At 63.5% G+C, this 17,939-nt stretch carries 17 protein-coding genes and 1 tRNA gene; 6 read left to right on the plus strand and 12 right to left on the minus strand.

The genetic code is table 11. From position 1 onward, the window contains the following. The first annotated feature begins 42 nt into the window (after nt 1–42). Nucleotides 43–2,106, plus strand: coding sequence for a ComEC/Rec2 family competence protein (locus RA25_RS03445; protein WP_039170173.1), 2,064 nt, complete (start codon nt 43–45; stop codon nt 2,104–2,106). Here RA25_RS03445 and lexA read toward each other — a convergent pair. The 7 genes from lexA to RA25_RS03480 form a co-directional block, all read right to left on the minus strand. After that, nucleotides 2,100–2,807 carry a transcriptional repressor LexA gene (lexA, locus tag RA25_RS03450; RefSeq protein ID WP_019297776.1) on the minus strand — a complete coding sequence of 236 codons (708 nt, stop codon included), beginning with the start codon at nt 2,805–2,807 and terminating at the stop codon, nt 2,100–2,102. The two genes, RA25_RS03445 and lexA, sit on opposite strands and share 7 nt — an antisense overlap. A gap of 144 nt (nt 2,808–2,951) precedes the next feature. Continuing rightward, nucleotides 2,952–4,124 carry a molybdopterin molybdotransferase MoeA gene (locus tag RA25_RS03455; RefSeq protein WP_039170177.1) on the minus strand — a complete coding sequence of 391 codons (1,173 nt, stop codon included), beginning with the start codon at nt 4,122–4,124 and terminating at the stop codon, nt 2,952–2,954. Beyond that, complete coding sequence (gene moaC / locus RA25_RS03460; RefSeq protein WP_039170178.1) at nt 4,125–4,595, minus strand: cyclic pyranopterin monophosphate synthase MoaC; 471 nt, start codon at nt 4,593–4,595, stop codon at nt 4,125–4,127. It lies immediately after the preceding gene. A gap of 10 nt (nt 4,596–4,605) precedes the next feature. Then, entirely contained in the window at nt 4,606–5,418 is an 813-nt protein-coding gene (gene trpC, locus RA25_RS03465) for an indole-3-glycerol phosphate synthase TrpC (protein ID WP_039170180.1), read from the minus strand. Between the two features lie 11 nt (nt 5,419–5,429). Then, a complete protein-coding gene (locus RA25_RS03470) occupies nt 5,430–6,101 on the minus strand; it encodes a uracil-DNA glycosylase (RefSeq protein ID WP_039170183.1) in 672 nt (223 codons plus the stop codon). Further along, nucleotides 6,098–7,117, minus strand: a complete 1,020-nt coding sequence (gene trpD, locus RA25_RS03475; protein ID WP_039170186.1) for an anthranilate phosphoribosyltransferase — start codon at nt 7,115–7,117, stop codon at nt 6,098–6,100. The genes RA25_RS03470 and trpD overlap by 4 nt, the downstream gene beginning before the upstream one ends. After that, a complete protein-coding gene (locus RA25_RS03480; RefSeq protein WP_039170188.1) occupies nt 7,114–7,695 on the minus strand; it encodes an anthranilate synthase component II in 582 nt (193 codons plus the stop codon). Before RA25_RS03480 ends, trpD begins: the two co-directional genes overlap by 4 nt. Nucleotides 7,696–7,883: 188 nt before the next feature. Here RA25_RS03480 and RA25_RS03485 point away from each other — a divergent pair, with 188 nt between their 5' ends. Next, a complete protein-coding gene (locus tag RA25_RS03485; RefSeq protein ID WP_039170190.1) occupies nt 7,884–9,455 on the plus strand; it encodes a polysaccharide deacteylase family 2 protein in 1,572 nt (523 codons plus the stop codon). Between the two features lie 97 nt (nt 9,456–9,552). Here RA25_RS03485 and trpE read toward each other — a convergent pair whose 3' ends face one another. The 5 genes from trpE to fabI all read right to left on the minus strand — a co-directional run bounded on the left by trpE (nt 9,553) and on the right by fabI (nt 15,776). After that, nucleotides 9,553–11,064 carry an anthranilate synthase component I gene (trpE, locus tag RA25_RS03490; RefSeq protein ID WP_039170193.1) on the minus strand — a complete coding sequence of 504 codons (1,512 nt, stop codon included), beginning with the start codon at nt 11,062–11,064 and terminating at the stop codon, nt 9,553–9,555. Between the two features lie 16 nt (nt 11,065–11,080). After that, nucleotides 11,081–12,922: a peptidylprolyl isomerase gene (locus RA25_RS03495; protein WP_039170196.1), complete on the minus strand. Its 1,842-nt coding sequence runs from the start codon at nt 12,920–12,922 to the stop codon at nt 11,081–11,083. 118 nt (nt 12,923–13,040) lie between these two features. Then, nucleotides 13,041–14,216: an aminotransferase gene (locus RA25_RS03500; protein WP_039170349.1), complete on the minus strand. Its 1,176-nt coding sequence runs from the start codon at nt 14,214–14,216 to the stop codon at nt 13,041–13,043. Between the two features lie 180 nt (nt 14,217–14,396). Next, nucleotides 14,397–14,900, minus strand: coding sequence for a xanthine phosphoribosyltransferase (gene gpt, locus RA25_RS03505; RefSeq protein WP_019297787.1), 504 nt, complete (start codon nt 14,898–14,900; stop codon nt 14,397–14,399). 72 nt (nt 14,901–14,972) lie between these two features. Next, on the minus strand, nt 14,973–15,776 hold the full coding sequence (fabI, locus tag RA25_RS03510) for an enoyl-ACP reductase FabI (RefSeq protein WP_039146008.1): 804 nt from the start codon (nt 15,774–15,776) through the stop codon (nt 14,973–14,975). Nucleotides 15,777–15,908: 132 nt separating this feature from the next. Between fabI and pdxH the strand changes: the two genes are divergently transcribed. The 4 genes from pdxH (at nt 15,909) to RA25_RS03530 (ending at nt 17,791) form a co-directional block, all read left to right on the plus strand. Beyond that, nucleotides 15,909–16,514 (plus strand): pyridoxamine 5'-phosphate oxidase, encoded by a 606-nt coding sequence (gene pdxH, locus RA25_RS03515; protein WP_039170199.1) that lies wholly within the window; start codon nt 15,909–15,911, stop codon nt 16,512–16,514. Nucleotides 16,515–16,647: 133 nt separating this feature from the next. Continuing rightward, complete coding sequence (locus RA25_RS03520; RefSeq protein WP_019297790.1) at nt 16,648–17,187, plus strand: cold-shock protein; 540 nt, start codon at nt 16,648–16,650, stop codon at nt 17,185–17,187. A 52-nt stretch (nt 17,188–17,239) separates the two neighbouring features. Next, the gene (locus tag RA25_RS03525; RefSeq protein WP_039146005.1) at nt 17,240–17,671 is read left to right on the plus strand and encodes a DUF192 domain-containing protein; all 432 of its coding nucleotides are present in this window, start codon (nt 17,240–17,242) and stop codon (nt 17,669–17,671) included. 43 nt (nt 17,672–17,714) lie between these two features. Further along, nucleotides 17,715–17,791, plus strand: a tRNA-Pro gene (locus RA25_RS03530). The last annotated feature ends 148 nt before the right edge of the window (nt 17,792–17,939 follow it).

Raw genomic sequence — 17,939 nt, forward strand, 5'->3', positions numbered from 1 at the left:
GAGTTTCCGCCTGTCTACCGGGCCAGAAGGCGGGGGGCAAGCATGGGGCTTGGAACTGCAGTCAGCGACGTTCTGCAAGGCCAGCGCGGCAACCTGTTTCCCTGGGTGCCGGTGTTTCTGGGTGCCGGGATCGGAGCCTATTTCAGCCTGAAAACCGAACCGGGCACCGCGGCAATAACCGCGTTGGGCTGTGCGTCGCTGCTGCTGGGGGCTTGCGCGCTGTTGCGGCGGCCTATGGCCTTTCTGTGCTGGGTTCCAGCGCTTCTGGCGGCGGGGATTTGCCTGGCGTTTGCACGCACCCATCTGGTGGCCGCTCCGGTACTGGACTTCCGCTATTACGGACCGGTTGAGGGTCGGGTGGTGACTGTCGACCGCTCTCCTACGGACGCGCTGCGGCTGACGCTGGATCAGGTGCGGCTGGACCGGGTTGCGCCGGAGGATACGCCCGCGCAGGTCAGGGTTTCACTGAAGGGGCAAGCGGAAATACCGCCGCCCGGCGCGCGGGTGATGACCACCGCGCATCTCTTGCCGCCGCAGGGGCCGGCGGAACCGGGCGGTTTCGACTTCCGCCGCCATGCCTGGTTCAAACAGCTGGGCGGGCTGGGATATACCCGCGTGCCGGTGCTGCTGGCCGAAGCCCCCGGTGAAGACAAACCAGTTGAGCAGCTGCGCAGATCGCTGGCGCAGTATTTGCAAAAACAGCTGCCGGGCGAGACCGGCGGGTTTGCCGCGGCTGTCACAGCCGGCGACCGCAGCGGCGTGGGGGAGGAAACACTGACCGCGCTGCGGCAGAGCAACTTGGCGCATCTGCTGGCAATTTCAGGCCTGCATATGGGTTTGCTGACCGGGTTTGTTTTCGCCGCGCTTCGAACTCTGATGTGCCTGGTACCATGGGTTGCGTTGCGCTGGCCGGTCAAGAAACTGGCCGCAGTTGCTGCGCTGACCGCGGGGGCCGGGTATCTGCTGCTGTCGGGCGGCAATGTCGCGACAGAGCGCGCCTTTGTCATGGTGGCGGTGATGTTCGGCGCGGTGCTCTTGAACCGCCGGGCGATCACCCTGCGCGCGGTCGCGGTGGCGGCGGTGATCGTGTTGCTGAAGCGGCCGGAAAGCCTGCTGAGCCCTGGTTTCCAGATGAGCTTTGCCGCCACCGCAGCGCTGGTGGCCGTATTTGCCGCGCTGCGGGACGGGCAGGTGCCGCTGGGGCCGCGCTGGCTGCGGCCTGTCTTGGCGCTGGTTGTCTCCTCCGCGGTGGCCGGGGCGGCAACGGCCCCCTTTGCGGCGGCGCATTTCAACACCATTCCGCATTACGGCCTGCTGGCAAACCTTCTGTCGGTGCCGGTGATGGGCACGATTGTGATCCCCGCTGCGGTGCTGGCGCTGTGCCTGGCACCGCTGGGGCTGGAGTGGATCGGGCTGACAGTGATGCAATGGGGCTTGGACTGGATCCTGATGGTGGCCAGTACCGTATCCGGCTTTGACGGCGCAGTGTCGCATGTGGCGGCGCCAGTGCCCTGGGTGCTGCCGCTGCTGGCCGGAGGGTTCGTCTTTGCGGTGGCCTGGCAGGGGCGGTTGCGGCTGGCAGGTCTGCTGCCAGCCGCAGCAGCTTTTGCTCTCTGGACCTCATCCGGGCGTCCCGACATCCTGATTGCCGACTCCGGCGGGCTGATCGGGGTGATGGAAGCAGATGGCCGTGCGCTGTCGCGCGCCAAGGGGCAGGCGTTCACCGCCGGGATCTGGCTGGAGAACGACGGCGATCCGGCACCTCAGCCTGTTGCCGCTGCCCGCTGGGAAGAAGGGCTGGACCGGATTCCGGTCTGGCAGGGCGCGGGCTACCGTCTGCTGCACGCGCCGGGAAAGCGTAAGCTGGCGGCTGTAAGCGGCTGCAACGAAAGGGACATAATCATTTCCACTGTGCCGGACGACGGCAATTGCCTGCTGCTGACACCGGAGGTGATGCGGCAGACCGGCAGTATTGCCATGACACGCGAAGGTGAGATCCTGACAGCGCGGGAGGCTGCAGGCGAGCGGCCCTGGACCGGCTGGCAGCCGGAGGGGCGGGAAATCCGCCGCCTTCGGCAGCTGCTGAGTGGAGCTGGAGGTCAGTAGGTGCGGATCAGGCCGACCAGGCGGCCCTGGACCTGAACCATGTCTTCGGGATAGCGGCGGGTTTCATAGGCCGGGTTGGCGGCCTCCAGCGCGATCATCGACCCCTCGCGGTAGTAGCGTTTCAGCGTTGCCTCCTGGCCTTCGACCAGCGCCACCACGATGTCGCCGTTGTCGGCGGCAGCGCTTTCGCGGATCACCACGATGTCGCCATCGTTGATACCGGCCTCAATCATGGAATCGCCCTTCACTTCCAGCGCGTAGTGCTGGCCGCCTGTGGCAATCATGCCCCCTGGCACTGCGACCTGATGCGAGACCTGGCTGATTGCCTCAATCGGCACGCCGGCAGCGATGCGACCCATCACCGGCAGTTCAACCGCCGCTTGGCGCAGCGGGTCCGCCGAAGCGCGGGCAGGAGCGGTGGTTTTGGCCTGACCGCCGTCAATCACCTTGGGGGCAAACCCCTGCGGTTCGCCAGTGCCGCCAAGGCTTTCTGGCAGGCGGATGATTTCAATGGCACGCGCACGGTGAGGCAGGCGGCGGATGAAGCCGCGTTCCTCCAGTGCCGTGATCAGCCGGTGGATGCCCGATTTCGACCTGAGGTCGAGTTCCGTCTTCATTTCATCAAAACTGGGGGGCACGCCATCGCGCTGCAGGCGTTTGTGAATGAATTCCAGCAGTTGAAGTTGCTTCTTTGTGAGCATCGCCGCTCCCTCCGTGCCTCAGGTTTTCTTTTGTTCTACGCATGTTCACGTTTTGTGTCAACATGGCTGTATCTGAAGAATGGCAGCGGCAGGCCCGGAAGCTGCCGCCACCGGTTTGAGTATTTGTGCAAATAAGAAGTGGGGTCAGACGGGGAGGTATTGCACCGTTTCGCCTACCGCACGGGCGCTGTCATCTGGTGCACGCACCAGGAGGGCATTGGCCTCTGCCAGAATGGTGAGGAGAGAGCTGTCCTGATTTTCAAAGGCGGTCAGCTGGCCGTTTTCGACCTTTGCCCGCATGTAATGCTCCCGCGGGCCGTTCTCGCCGAGCGGCTCTGCAAGGGTTGCTTCCTGCAGTTGCTGGGCTTCAGAAGGCAATCCCAGCATGGCGCGGATCATTGGCGCCAGGAAGACATGGCCGCAAACCATGGCCGAAACCGGGTTGCCCGGCAGGCCGACCATCGCGGCACTGCCCATGCGGCCAGCCATAAGCGGCTTGCCGGGGCGCATGGCGACCTTGTAGAAGCTGCGCTCCATCCCGAGGTCCTGCGCCACCTTGCCGACCAGATCGTGATCGCCGACCGAGGCGCCGCCGATGGTGACCACCAGATCCGCTCCCTCTGCCAGTTCAAACGCGGTGCGCAGAGCGCTTTCGGTGTCGCGGGCAATGGGCAGGATACGGGCGCGGGCGCCCATGCCTTCCAGCATCGCCTTGAGACCGAAGGTGTTGGAGGCGATGATCTGATCCGGTCCGGGCGCATCCCCGGGCATCACCAGTTCGTCGCCGGTGGAGATCAGCGCAACCTCCGGGCGGCGTGTGACGGGGACCGCGGGGATGTTCATCGCGGCCAGCAGGGCAATGTCTGCAGGCGTCAGCAGCCGCGGCGCGCTGACGGTCTGGCCATCGGTGAAATCGCCGCCGCGGGGGCGGATATTGTGGTTGCTGCCAGGTTCATCGGTGATGGTGATGAGGTCGCCGCTGCGGGTCACATCCTCTTGTATCACAACGAAACTTGCGCCTTCCGGTACCGGGGCACCGGTGAAGATCCGCACCGCCTGTCCGGCGCCGACGCGGCCACCAAAGGCGTGGCCGGCAGCGGCCTCGCCGATCACCTTGAACATGGCGTGCAGCTCAACCTCGGCGGCGTTTACTGCGTAGCCATCCATGGCAGAGGCAGAGAACGGCGGCTGGTCTCGGCGGGCCTGGAGATCGCGGGCAAGCACCCGGCCTGCGGCCTCCGCAAGCGGAACTTCCTCGGTTTCCAGCTGGCTGACAAGCGCCAAAAGATGTGCGCGGGCTTCGCTGACGGAGATCATTTACGCCTCGTACCTGCCTGATTTTCCGCCATCTTTCAGCGTGACGCGGATGCCGCCGATCTGCATCGCCTTATCCACGGCCTTGGCCATGTCATAGACGGTGAGCGCGGCGGTGGAGACGGCGGTGAGCGCTTCCATCTCGACCCCGGTCTGGCCGGTGGTCTTGACCGTGGCCTCAATCCGCACGCCGGGCAGGTCAGGGTCCAGCGTCAGTTCCACCGCGACCTTGGTCACCGGCAGCGGGTGGCAGAGCGGGATCAGGTCCGGTGTCTTCTTGGCCCCCATGATACCGGCAAGGCGGGCCACAGACAGAACATCACCCTTTTTGGCGCGGCCTTCGGCAATGATATCAAAGGTTTCCTGCGCCATGGTGATGTGGCCCTCGGCGGTGGCGATGCGCGAGGTCACTGCCTTGTCCGAGACGTCGACCATATGGGCGTCGCCCTTGGTGTCGAAATGGGTGAGGCTCATGAGGCTCTCCTTACATCATGCCCGGCATCAGCGGGTTAGCGAGCAGCGCGCGGGTGGCGCCGGCCACATCATCCTGCCGCATCAGGCTCTCGCCGATCAGGAAGGTGCGGGCGCCGTAGCGGGCCATATCGCTAAGGTCCTCCGGCGTGAACAGTCCGCTTTCGCAAACGATGGTACGGTCCGCGGGCACCATGCGGGAAAGGGTTCGGGTGGTGTCCAGCGTGGTCTCAAAGGTTTTGAGGTTGCGGTTGTTGATGCCCATCAGCGGTGATTTCAGGTTGCAGGCACGTTCCAGTTCTTCCGCGTCATGCACTTCCAAGAGCACATCCATGCCCCACTCAAAGGCACTTTCCTCCAGCTCCTGCGCCTGGGCGTCGGAAACCGAGGCAAGGATGATCAGGATGCAATCGGCCCCCAGCGCGCGGGCTTCGGCGACTTGATAGGTGTCATACATGAAATCCTTGCGCAGGGCAGGAAGGGAGCAGGCGGCGCGGGCCTGGGTAAGGAACTCCTTGGCGCCCTGGAAACTGGGAGTGTCCGTCAGCACCGACAGGCAGGTGGCGCCGCCGTCTTCATAAGCCTTGGCGAGTTCCGCAGGTTCAAAATCGGGGCGGATCAGGCCCTTGGAAGGACTCGCCTTCTTGATCTCGGCAATCAGGCCGTAGCCGGAGCGGTTAGCTTGCATCAGGCTATTGGCGAAACCGCGCACCGGGGAGGCATTCTTCGCCTCGGCCTCGACCGCCTCAAGCGGTTTGGCGGCCTTGTCCGCGGCCACTTCCTCGAGCTTGTAGGCCTTGATCTTGTCGAGCACGTTTTCGGTCATTCCAGTTCCACTCATGCCTGGGCCTCCGTTCCTGCGTTCCAGTCTATGGCATCCTCGCCGCGGGCGGTAAGCCAATTGTTCACTTTTGAAAAGGGCCGGGACCCGAAGAAACCGCGCCGCGCCGACAGGGGCGAGGGATGGGCGGTTTTCAGGATCAGGTGATCGCCCGGTTTGATATGTTTTTCAAGCTTTTGCGCCGCATTTCCCCAGAGAATGTAAACCGTCGGGGTTTCCGAGGTCAGCTCCAGTACCTGGTGCACCAGGTGGTGCCAGCCGAGATGCTTGTGGCCGTTCGCTTCACCCGCCGGGACCGAGAGAGCGGTGTTCAGCAAAAGCACACCCTGTTGCGCCCATGGGCGCAGGTCCGCGTTGGGGCGGGTGACGCCAAGGTCCTCCTGCAGCTCCTTGTAAATATTAGACAAAGAGCGGGGAAGGGGGCGCACATGCGGTTCTGCCGAGAAGGCCAGCCCGTGGGCGTGGCCGGGTGTGGGATAGGGATCCTGGCCAAGGATCACCACGCGGGTGTCCTGCGGCTGGGTCAGTTCCAGCGCCGCAAAACGCTGGTGCGCGGGCGGCAGAATGTCCCGGGCGTCCGCTGCGATCGCGGCGGCAATGCCCGGCCATTGATCCTGAAAGAACGGCAGGCTGGACCAGGCGCCCAGCCCTGCGGGCAGACCGGTCATGCGGCTGAGGTGATCCGGGCCAGAGCCTCGACCTTGGCCTTGGCCGCGCCGCTGTCAATGGATTCTGCAGCCAAGGCGGCTCCTTCCTTGAGATCGGCAGCCTTGCCCGCAACCACCAGCGCGGCGGCGGCATTCAGCAGCACCGCGTCGCGGTAGGCCGAAGGCGTGCCCTGCAGCAGAACCCGGAAGGCCATGGCGTTCTCCTCCGGCGTGCCGCCGATAATCTTGTCAAAAGAATGCACCGGCAGGCCAGCGTCTTCGGGGTGAAGCTCCACGTCACGGATGCTGCCGTCCTCCTCCAGCGCGGAGACCCAGCTGACGCCGGTGATGGTCAGCTCATCAGTGCCGTCGGAGCCGTGGACCAGCCAAGCGCGATCTGAGCCAAGCGCCTTGAGGGTTTCCGCCATCGGGCGGATCATCTCGCGGCTGAAGGCGCCGGTCAGCTGCCGCTTGACGCCGGCCGGATTGGTGAGGGGGCCAAGGATGTTGAAGATGGTGCGGGTGCCCAGCTCCTGGCGGGTTGGCATCACATGCGCCACTGCCGGGTGGTGCATCGGCGCCATCATGAAACCGATCCCGGCTTCATTTATTGCCTTTTCAACCACATCCGGGCCGACCATCACGTTAATTCCCATTTGGGACTGCATGTCGGCAGTGCCGGATTTCGAGCTGAGGTTGCGGTTGCCATGCTTGGCAACCACAACACCGGCGCCCGCTGCGACAAAGGCAGTTGCGGTGGAGATGTTTAGGGTATTTTTGCCGTCGCCGCCGGTGCCGACGATGTCCATGGCGCCTGCAGGCGCCTTAACCGGGTTGCACTTGGCGCGCATCACGGCGGCGGCAGCAGCGTATTCATCAACGCTTTCACCGCGGGTGCGCATCGCCATCAGCAGGCCGCCGATCTGGCTGGGCGTCGCCTCGCCCTCAAACAGCAGGGTGAAGGCTTTCTCGGCTTCTTCGCGGCTCAGGGAACGCTCGGCGGCAGCACCGATCAGCGGCTTCAGCTGGTCGCTCATGCCGGCACCTGCATCACATCGAGGAAGTTCTTCAAGAGCGCGTGGCCGTGTTCAGAGGCGATGGATTCCGGGTGGAACTGGACGCCGTGGATCGGCAGCTCCTTGTGCTGCAGGCCCATGATGGTGCCGTCTTCCAGTTCAGCCGTGATTTCCAGGCAATCGGGCAGGCTTTCGCGCTCCACCACCAGGGAGTGGTAGCGGGTTGCCTCAAAAGGTGTCGGTAAACCCTTGAAAACGCCGGTGTCCTTGTGGTGCATCATGCCCATCTTGCCGTGCACGATCTCGTGGCAGCGGACCACCTTGCCGCCAAAGGCCTGGCCGATGGTCTGGTGGCCAAGGCAGACACCCATCAGGGGCGTCTTGGTCTCCGCCGCGGCTTCTGTCAGGGCGAGGCAAATGCCGGCCTGATCCGGGTCGCACGGGCCGGGCGACAGCAGAATGCCTGCGGGCTTCATCGCCATCGCTTCCTGCACGTTGATGGCGTCGTTGCGGTGCACTTCCATTTCGGCGCCAAGCTCGCCGAGGTAATGGACGAGGTTGTAGGTGAAGGAATCGTAGTTATCGATCAGCAGCAGCATCTTGCGGGCTCTTTTAAGGGTGGCGGGCGGGGTGCGCGCCGCAGTATAGTGGTTGCAACATACTTGTTCAGGGATACGGGGCAGCGTCAAGGGCAGGAAAGGCGAATGCAGGGGCGAACCGGCACAAGGATCGCGCAGGCAGGCTGATACGGCGCAGCACCTCAGAAAGATTGAGAGGCAAAACAGGCATGCGTGGATTTCTGGGCGGCGTGAGTGTCGGGGCATTACTGGCGGCTGGCGGGCTGGCGATGCTGTCATTGTCAGTGCCTTTGCCGCAGATGGCACTCAAACCGGAAGCAGCGCCGGAACCTTCCGGGCAGACAGCCGGCACTGCGCCTGCGCCAGCGAAAACCGAGGCCGTTGAGGCACCGCAACCTGTTGCACATGATCCCGGCGAGGCGCCGCAGATGCCCAACGGAGGCGGCGAAACGGCGGCTGTTGCAGCCAGCGGCCAGAGGGACGCCGATCTGGCCGAGGTTCAGCCCGAAGCGCCCGGGGCAGATGCCGCGGGGGATGACCTGAGCGCCCTGGCTGGCGCCGATACCTCCCCGGCGGAACAGCCGGCGGTTGGGCTTGTCACCGCAATGCAAGGTGCGGGAAAGCTTGCACCCGCAGAGGCCCCTGAACCCGCCGGGACAGTTGTGGAGCACCAGCCGCAAGCGGCGTTGCCCGCGGCCCCGGAGGCGCCAGGCAGCGAAAGTGTGATCGTGGCGGCAACCGAACCCGCAGCAGCGCCGGAAGAAAGCACCGGGACAGAAGACCTTAATCCGGTTGAACAGCCGGCTCAGGAGACCGCTCCTAAAACAGTGGAGGCGCCTGTATCCAGTAGCGTTCAGGTTCCGGATATCGGCAGCGCACCTGCAGAAATCACGCTTCCGGTGATTGGTGCTGCGTCCGGCGTGCCGGAGGCCGCAAACAGCAGTGATACAGATGAAGATGCTGAATCCGCGGCAGTTGCTACGGGTTCGGAAGCGGTGGAGCCTGCCGCGTTGACGCCCGGCATTGGTACGCCGGTTGTACCGCTGACCGAGCGGGACAAGCAGGAAACCGTTTCAGCCAATGGCAATGCCGAGCCAGCGGCCACCCCATTCACCGCACATGCCGAACCGTTCTTCAACCCGGAGGACCGGCCGTTGATGTCGATTGTGCTGATTGATGATGCCGGCGCTATCGGCGCAGAGGCCCTGGCGGAATTCCCCTATCCCTTGAGCTTTGCCATTGATCCCGACGATCCGCAGGCCGCCGAGAAAATGGCGGCGCGCCGGGCCGCAGGGTTTGAGGTGCTGATGCTGGCGGACCTGCCGCGTGAGGCCACACCGCAGGATGCCGAGACCGCATTGGAGGTCTGGCGCGGCAAGCTGCCGGAGGCGGTGGCAATCCTGGAGGGAGTTGATACCGGCGTGCAAGGAAACCGGCCGCTGGCAGACCAGGTTGCAGCGGTGGCGGCCGCTGCCGGCTATGGGCTGCTGACCCAGGACAGCGGTCTCAATACCGTGCAGAAACTGGCACTGCGCGATGGCGTGCCGGCCGGGGTGGTGTTCCGCGACTTTGACGGCGCGGGTCAGGATCCGCGGGCAATCCGGCGGTTCCTGGATCAGGCGGCGTTCCGGGCCGGGCAGGAAGGTGCAGTCATCATGCTGGGCCGTCTGCGCCCGGATACGATCTCAGCTTTGCTGTTGTGGGGGCTGCAGGACCGGGCAGAGCGGGTGGCGCTGGCACCGGTCTCGGCCAGCCTTGAGTCGCTGCTGCCAGGCAAGTGAGTTCTGCCAAATGAAAACGGCGCCCTGAAAGGGCGCCGCTGCCTCCGGCGGGGGTATTTTCAACCAGAAAGAAGCCGCAGCGCGGCAAGCCTGTGCATCAGCTATTGCCGCTGCCAGCAAAGCGTGCGGCATCGGCGGCTGCGCGGCGGATGGCGTTGGATTTGTGGACCGTCTCCATATATTCCGCCTCCGGGTCGCTGTCATACACAACGCCGCCGCCGGCCTGGATATAAAGGTTCTGATCCTTGACGATGGCGGTGCGCAGGGCGATGCACATGTCCATGTCGCCGCCAGCCGAGAAATAGCCGACGCCGCCGCCGTAGATGCCGCGCTTTTCCGGTTCCAGTTCGTCGATGATTTCCATCGCCCGCACCTTGGGCGCGCCGGAGACGGTGCCCGCGGGCATACCGGCAAAGAAAGCGTCGAGCGCGTCTTTGTCCTCAGCCAGCTCGCCCACGACGTTGGAGACGATGTGCATGACGTGGCTGTAGCGCTCGATGATGAACTTCTCGGTCGGGCGCACGGTGCCGATCTTGGCGACCCGGCCGGTGTCGTTGCGGCCCAGATCCAACAGCATCAGGTGTTCGGCCAGTTCCTTCTTGTCGGCCAGCAAATCCGCTTCCAGCGCCTTGTCTTCTTCGGGTGTGGCGCCGCGCGGGCGGGTGCCCGCGATCGGGCGGATGGTGACCTCCTGCCCGAAAACACGGACGAGGATTTCCGGTGATGCCCCGACAACCTGGAAGCCGCCAAAGTTGAAGTAGAACATGAAGGGCGACGGATTGGTGCGCCGCAGCGAACGGTAAAGTGCAAACGGCGGCTGGCGGAATTCCTGGGTCCAGCGCTGTGCCGGAACGACCTGAAAGATGTCGCCCGCGCGGATATATTCCTTGGCCTTCTCCACCGCGGCCATATAGCCCTCTTTGGTGAAGTTTGAGACCGGCGGGGAGACTTCGTGCGCGTCGCCGAGGTCGCGGCTTTCGGCGGGCATGGCGCGTTCCAGATCGCGCACCGCGTCCATCACCCGTTCGGCCGCCTGGGCGTAAGCCGCCTTGGCGGTCTGGCCGTCGCTGGACCAGACGGGGGATACCACGGTGACCTCACCCTTGACGCCATCCAGAACCGCAATGACCGAGGGGCGCAGCATCAGCGCATCGGGCAGGCCGAGCGGGTCGGGGTTCACGTCCGGCAGATGTTCCACCAGGCGGATCATGTCATAACCGAGGTAGCCAAAGAGGCCGGCCGCGGCCTGAGGCAGATCATCGGGCAGGTCAATCTTGCTCTCGGCAATCAGGGCCCGCAGATTGTCCATCGGGTTGCCGTCCTGGGGCGTGAAGTCATCCGCATCAAACCGCGCCGAGCGGTTCAGGGCCGACTGCTCCCCGTGGCAGCGCCAGACCAGATCCGGTTTCATTCCGATGATTGAGTAGCGCCCGCGCACTTCGCCGCCGGTCACCGATTCCAGCATGAAGGCGTCCTTCTGGGCGCCGGTCAGCTTGAGCATCAGTGACACCGGCGTGTCGAGATCTGCAGCAAGGCGGGTGTAGACGACTTGGTTTTCGCCGGCCTCATAGGCTTTGGCGAACGTGTCGAAATCGGGGGTCAGGGCCATGGATCTGGTGCCTTGATTACTGGAAGTTCGCCTGCGCTGCGTTCAGCGCCTGCTGGTCTACACGGGGTTCGGCGCGGGTCTGGACGTCCTGCGTATAGGCCTGGAACAGCTCCTGCGCCAGCGCTTGGTCCAGCTGCGCCTGCAGCGCCTGGGTGAGCAGGGTCATGTCGTCGCTTGCCTCCGGCGGCAGGATGGCATCGAGGCGGACAACCACGGCGGATTCTGCATCCTGCACCAGGCGGAAATCGCCAAGCTCCATTTCAAAGGCACCTGCGACCAGACCGGCCGGCACGGTGTCGATATAGGCGGTGCGGGTGAGGCCGGTTTCTGTTTTCACTTCGGCGTCCTCAGCAAATCCATCTGCTGCCTCTGCCTGCGCCAGCAACGCTTCGCCCTGATCCTTCAGCGCCGCAGCAAGCCGGTCCGCCTGCCAGGCGGTCAAGACCTTGTCCTTGGCATCACCAAAGGGTTCCGGGCGTTCCGGCAGGGTGTCATCCAGGCGGAGGGCAAACAGGCTGCCGTCCTCAAGGAAGCCAACCTCGGGGAAGTCGTCGGCGGTTACGCCAGCGGCGGCGGTGCGGAAGCCCTCATAGGCCGCGATGTCATCGCTGCTGTCCTCGGTCCAGTTGATCTGGGCCAGCTCCAGGCCGCTGTCGGTTGCCAGCTCCTCCAGCGTGGCGCCGCCGGCCAGCATGTCGTCAATGTCCTCGGCCTGAGTTTCCACCAGGCGGCGGGCGCGGTCGGAGGCCAGTTCCTCCACCAATTCCGGTTTGGCGTCTTCGAAGGTGGTGATCTGCGCCTCAAGCCGGCCGTTCACACGGTAGAGCGCCGGGCCAAGGTCCGAGGGCAGGGGGCCTGCCACGGTGCCCACCTCAGCAGCAAAGACATCAGTGCCGGCTGCGCCAAGGTCGCCCATGGTGACGTCGCCCATGTCGATGTCCTGAAGTGTCAGGCCGCGGGTCTCGACCAGGCTTTCGAAGGTGGCACCGCCGGTTTCCAGCTGCGCCTTGGCGCTGGCCGCGGCTTCCTCATCGCCAAACACCAGACGTTCGACCAGACGGCGTTCGGGAACCTGATACTGGTCAGAGCGGTCCTCGAACAGGCGCTGCAGCTGGGCCTCGTCCACCTCGATCTCGTCCAGCAGCATGGAGGGACGCAGAGCGGCATAGGTGATGACCTTGGTTTCCGGCAGCATGAACTGGTCCTGATTGGCCTCGTAGAAGGCTTGCAGGTCCGCGTCCGATGGCACCTCAGCTGTCAGGGCGATTTCCGCGGCGTTGATCTGCACATAGGAGAAGCTGCGGCGGGCGCCGATGTAGCTGGTCAGGGTTTCGGTCAGGGTATCGGGCATTTTTGCGCCGGACAGTACCGCGCTTTGCACGATGGTGCGGGCGGCCTCGCGGCGCAGGTCTTCTTCGAATTCCTTTTCCGTGAGGCCGGCATTGCGAAGGGCAAAGCTGTACGCCTCGCGGTCGAACTGTCCGTTCACACCCTGGAAGGCGTCGATGGCAGCCAGTTCCTCAATCAGGTTTTCATCACCCAGCGACAGGCCGAGGCTCTTAACCTCGTGATCCAGTGCCGCCAGGGAAATCAGGCGGCCCAGGACCACCCGGTCGAGGCCGAAAGCGGTCATCTGCGCCATAGACATCGCCTGGCCGGTTTGTGCCTGCAGAGCGCGCTGTTCGCGCTGCAACTCGCGCACGTAGGTGCCGATGCTTACATCCTCGTCACCGACCTGGGCGACGGAGGAAGAGGAACTGGAGAAATTCACGGCGCCAAAGCCGGCAAGGCCGACGATCAGCATCCCCATCAGGATCCAGACGAAGGTTTTGGATAGATGTTTCATGCCTGCGGCCATGATGCCCTCTTTATTGTTCTGCCGCGCAAGAGAGTGTCTTGCAGCGGGAAATGCCGCTGACTGAATACGCGGCTGCCCGCAGAGGGGCAAGATGAATGCAGCGCAAACTGCTGGATGGTCAGGGATTAAACGCGGCCAAGCGTTCAAACAGCGTGTGAATGCCCGCGCGGTCCACATTGGCAAAGGCAATGCGGAACTGGCGGGCACCGTCCGGGTCGCCCTCGGGCATGAACATGGAGCCCGGCAGCATCAGGACAGAGGCGTCCTGAACCAGCTGGCGCGCGATCTGGTCCGAGGGCTGAGTGAAGGGGTGTTCGACATAAGCGAAATAGGCGCCGCAGCCGAGCAGTTTCCAGCCTTTTTCGGCCAGCACCGGAAAGCCTTCCTCAATCGCGAGGCGGCGGTTGAGGATTTCCTGGCGTTCGCCTGCCAGCCAGTGATGCAGGTTTTCAATGCCCCACAGCGCGCCGGCCTGCCCCAATTGCGAGGGGCAGATGGTGACGGTGTCCAGAAACTTCTCCATCTCAAACAGGCGGTCCGTTGAGGCGGCGATGGCGCCGACGCGGTGGCCGGTCAGCCGGTAGGCCTTGGAGAAGGAATAGAGGTGGATCAGGGTGCTGTCCCAATCCGGCATCTGAAACAGCCCATGCGGGGCGCCGCCGCGGCTGTCGAAGTCGCGATAGGTTTCATCTACGATCAGCGCCAAGCCGCGGCTGCGGGCGAGGCTGAAGAATGACTGGACCAGGCCGCTGGGGTATTCCACGCCGCAAGGGTTGTTGGGCGTGACCAGCACGATGGCGCGGGTGCGGTCGGTGATAAGGGCCTCAGCCGCGGCCAGATCCGGCAGCATCCCCGCGCCCACATGCAGCGGCACGGCGGTGACGCCTGCCATGTCCAGCCACATTTTGTGGTTGAAGTACCAGGGGACCGGGATGATCACCTCATCGCCCTCACCGCAAAGGGCGGCAATGGCGGCAGCAAATGCCTGGTTGCAGCCGGAGGTGATGCCGACCTGTTCCGGCAGCACCTCCGCCTGATAGTGGCGGCACATCTGCTGCGCCAGTGCCCGGCGCAACGGGTCGTTGCCGAGGACGGGACCGTAGAGATGCGCGGAGACGTCATTGAGAGCGGCCTCCGCCAGCGCCTGGCGCAAACCTTCCGGCGGCGCCTCTGCCGGGGCGGCCTGGCTCACATTCAACAGCGGGCGGTCCGGCGGGAAATCCGCCCCGGCCACCCAGCGGCGCGATTCGACGATGGGCGATACAAAGGTGGATTGGGTGCGGGTCAGGGGCATGGGCGGCTCCGGGCTGCAGCGAAAGTTCAGGCGCATCCTGATGCGCACCGGGATATGTCTGGCACGGCGCCCGTTGCGGCTCAAGCGGGAAGGGCGCACGGGTTTGCCCTAAGGCCGGTCCAACCAACGAAAAAGGCGCGCTGTGACGCGCGCCTTTGGACTTCTGCAGGCTGGACCGCTTCAATCAGTGCCGCGATAGGGTTCGACGTACTGCAGGGCCATATCCCAGGGGAAGAAGATCCAAGTGTCCTGGCTAACCTCAGTAATAAAGGTGTCCACCATCGGCCGGCCCTTGGGCTTGGCGTAGACCGTTGCGAAATGCGCCTTGGGGTACATTTGGCGCACCAGTTCCAAGGTTTTGCCACTGTCGACCAGATCGTCAATGATCAGCACGCCCTCGCCGTCACCCATCAGGGCTGCATCCGGCGCCTTCAGCACCTCGGCCTCGCCCTGGGCCTGGTGATGGTAGGAGCGGACAGAAATGGTGTCGACGGTGCGGATGTCCAGCTCACGGCTGACGATCATCGCCGGCGCCATGCCGCCGCGGGTGATCGCCACAACGGCGCGCCAGGCGCCATCGTCGGGGCCTTGCCCGTCCAGGCGCCAGGCCAGGGCACGGCTGTCGCGGTGGATCTGGTCCCAGCTGATGTGAAAGCCTTTTTCGTGCGGCAGACGATCAGTCATTTTATGTGCTCCCCGCGGTATCGCGTCAGCTTGCCGGAGCCCGGACCGATGCCCGGGCCTCCGTGTTTTCAGTTACTTGGAGATATCCGGTGCATCCACCGCCTTCATGCCGACGACATGATAGCCCGCATCCACATGCAGGTTCTCTCCGGTGACGCCGGAGCTGAGGTCGGACAGCAGGTAGAGCGCGGACTTGCCCACATCGTCGATGGTCACGTTGCGGCGCAGCGGTGAGTTGTACTCGTTCCACTTCATGATGTAGCGGAAATCGCCGATACCCGATGCAGCCAGGGTCTTGATCGGGCCGGCAGAGATCGCGTTGACGCGGATTCCGTCCTTGCCCAGGTCCTCGGCCAGGTATTTGACGGAGGCCTCGAGCGCGGCCTTGGCAACACCCATCACGTTGTAATGCGGCATCACTTGCTCGGCACCGTAATAGGTCAGGGTCAGCAGCGAGCCGCCGTCCTTCATCATCTTCTCGGCGCGGTTTGCCACGGCGGTAAAGGAGAATACCGAGATGTCCATGGTCATCTGGAAGTTGCTGCGGCTGGTGTCGACGTAACGGCCGCGCAGTTCATTCTTGTCGGAGAAGCCGATGGCGTGAACGACGAAGTCCAGCTTGCCCCATTTTGCTTCCAGTTCGGCAAACAGCGCGTCGATCGACGCTTCGTCCGAGACGTCGCAAGGCAGGACGATGTTGCTGCCCAGTTGCTCTGCCAGCGGGTCGACCCGCTTCTTCAGCGCATCGCCCTGATAGGAAAAGGCAAGCTCGGCCCCGGCATCGGCGCAGGCCTTGGCAATGCCCCACGCAATGGATTTGTCGTTGGCCAGGCCCATGATGAGGCCGCGCTTACCGGCCATCAGTTGACTAGACATGCAGGTTCTCCGCCTGTGATCTGATAATTTAGCGGTGTTTATAATGCCGCGCGGGGCGCTTCAAGGGTGCTTACCCTTGTAGGCAGAAACGAAGCTGCCTAGGTTGCGTTCAAATTCCCGTTTGAGGTGCTCATGTCCGACCGCACAGGTATATTCGCAGGCGACGACCCCTTTGCCATAGCCAGGACCTGGCTCGGAGAGGCAGAACGGTCCGAACCCAACGACCCGAACGCCATCGCGCTGGCCACGGTGGATGCGACTGGGCTGCCCAACAGCCGCATGGTGCTGCTCAAGGAAATAGAGGACGGCGCCTTTGTCTTTTATACCAACTATGAGAGCGCCAAAGCGCAGGAGCTGGATCATGCAGGCAAGGCTGCATTTGTCATGCACTGGAAATCCTTGCGCCGCCAGATCCGGGTGCGCGGAACCATCACGCGCGAGGACGGGCCGCAGGCGGATGAATACTATAGATCCCGCTCACTCAAGAGCAGGCTAGGCGCCTGGGCCTCGAAACAGTCTCAGCCGCTGGACAGCCGCGGCACGCTGATGGCGGAGGTCGCAAAAGTGACAGCGATGAAGGGACCGAATCCGGAACGGCCGCCGTTCTGGGGCGGCTACCGTCTGGTACCTTTGGAAATCGAGTTTTGGGCCGATGGCGCCTTCCGGTTGCACGACCGGTTCCGCTGGCGCCGCGATGACGCATCTGCAGCATGGAATATTAATCGCCTTAATCCCTGACAGGAATCGTCAGTTTACCTTGGGTCAAGTCGTCTTTCGTGACATTTTCAAGACTTTTTAGCTTGAATTCCAAGGTCAGTTTGGCGCATCAGGGCAGCATCAAAAAAACAAGAAACGCGGTAGGGAAAATCCAGTGGCAGAAGATCTCAGCAGCTTGCAGCAAGTTCAGGGGCTGGTGAAGTGGTTCGACCCGGCGAAAGGGTATGGCTTTGTCGTTTCCGACGCTGGCGGCCCGGATATCCTTCTGCACGTGAATGTACTGCGTAATTTCGGGCAAAGCTCTGTCGCGGACGGCGCCCGGATTGAAATCGTAACGCATCAGACCGGCCGCGGCGTTCAAGCGGTTGAGGTCATCTCGATCCAGCCGCCGGAACGCGAAGACACCCCGGTGCTGAGCGACTTTGCCGAGCTGGACATGGTCAGCCTGCAGAACGAGCCGCTGGAGCCCGCGCGGGTCAAGTGGTTCGACAAGGGCAAGGGTTTCGGCTTTGCCAATGTGTTTGGCCGGGATGAAGATGTGTTCCTGCATGTTGAGGTTCTGCGCCAGTCCGGCTTGGCGGACCTGCAGCCGGGCGAAGCACTGGCGATGCGGGTGATTGACGGCAAGCGCGGCCGCATGGCGGTCGAAGTTCTTGCATGGGAAGCCGCATTGGCGGCCGGCAGCCAGGTCTGATCTGGTGCCGCGGCGTCTTCTTAGCTGGAGTTTCGCCGCCACCGCATTTTCCGTGATTGCCGCCCCAGTCTTTGCCGGGGATTGCAAGCCCGGCAGGGTAGACCTGCGCGGCAGTTGGGGGCAGACCGGGTTCTCTGTTGAAATTGCCGATGACGAGCAGGAGCGCGCCCAAGGGCTGATGTTCCGCGAAACGATGCCGCGCGGGGCAGGGATGCTGTTCGTCTATGAGCACCCCCAGCCGGCGGCGTTCTGGATGAAGAACACGCTGATCCCGCTGGACATCATTTTCCTGGATGAAAGCGGACGGGTCACTTCGGTTCATGAAAATGCCAAACCCGGCGATCTGACGCCAATCCCAGGCGGCGATGAAGTGTTTGCCGTTCTCGAAATAAACGGTGGACTGGCCCGCCGCTACGGTATCGCCCCGGGCAGTCAGATGCGGCATGAAATTTTTTCCGCCAGAGGCGCAGTTTGGCCCTGTTAGGGGTTTTCAAATCACTTCGCCGGAGATAGGAAGGCGCACGGTCCGGGGCGTGGCGCAGTCTGGTAGCGCACCTGTTTTGGGTACAGGGGGTCGTGAGTTCGAATCTCGCCGCCCCGACCACTTCTCTCCATAAAATTGCAGCGAATCTTTGCCAGGTAAAACCGCCTGAAGGATTCGGTTCCCGCTTTTGGGGAGGGTAATCGACTTGATGCAATCATGAGTGTTAATACTTTCTTAATACACTGTTAACACTCCCTTAACCAACTGC

The sequence above is a fragment of the Leisingera sp. ANG-S5 genome, assembly GCF_000813925.1.
In the GTDB taxonomy this organism is placed as follows: Bacteria; Pseudomonadota; Alphaproteobacteria; order Rhodobacterales; family Rhodobacteraceae; genus Leisingera.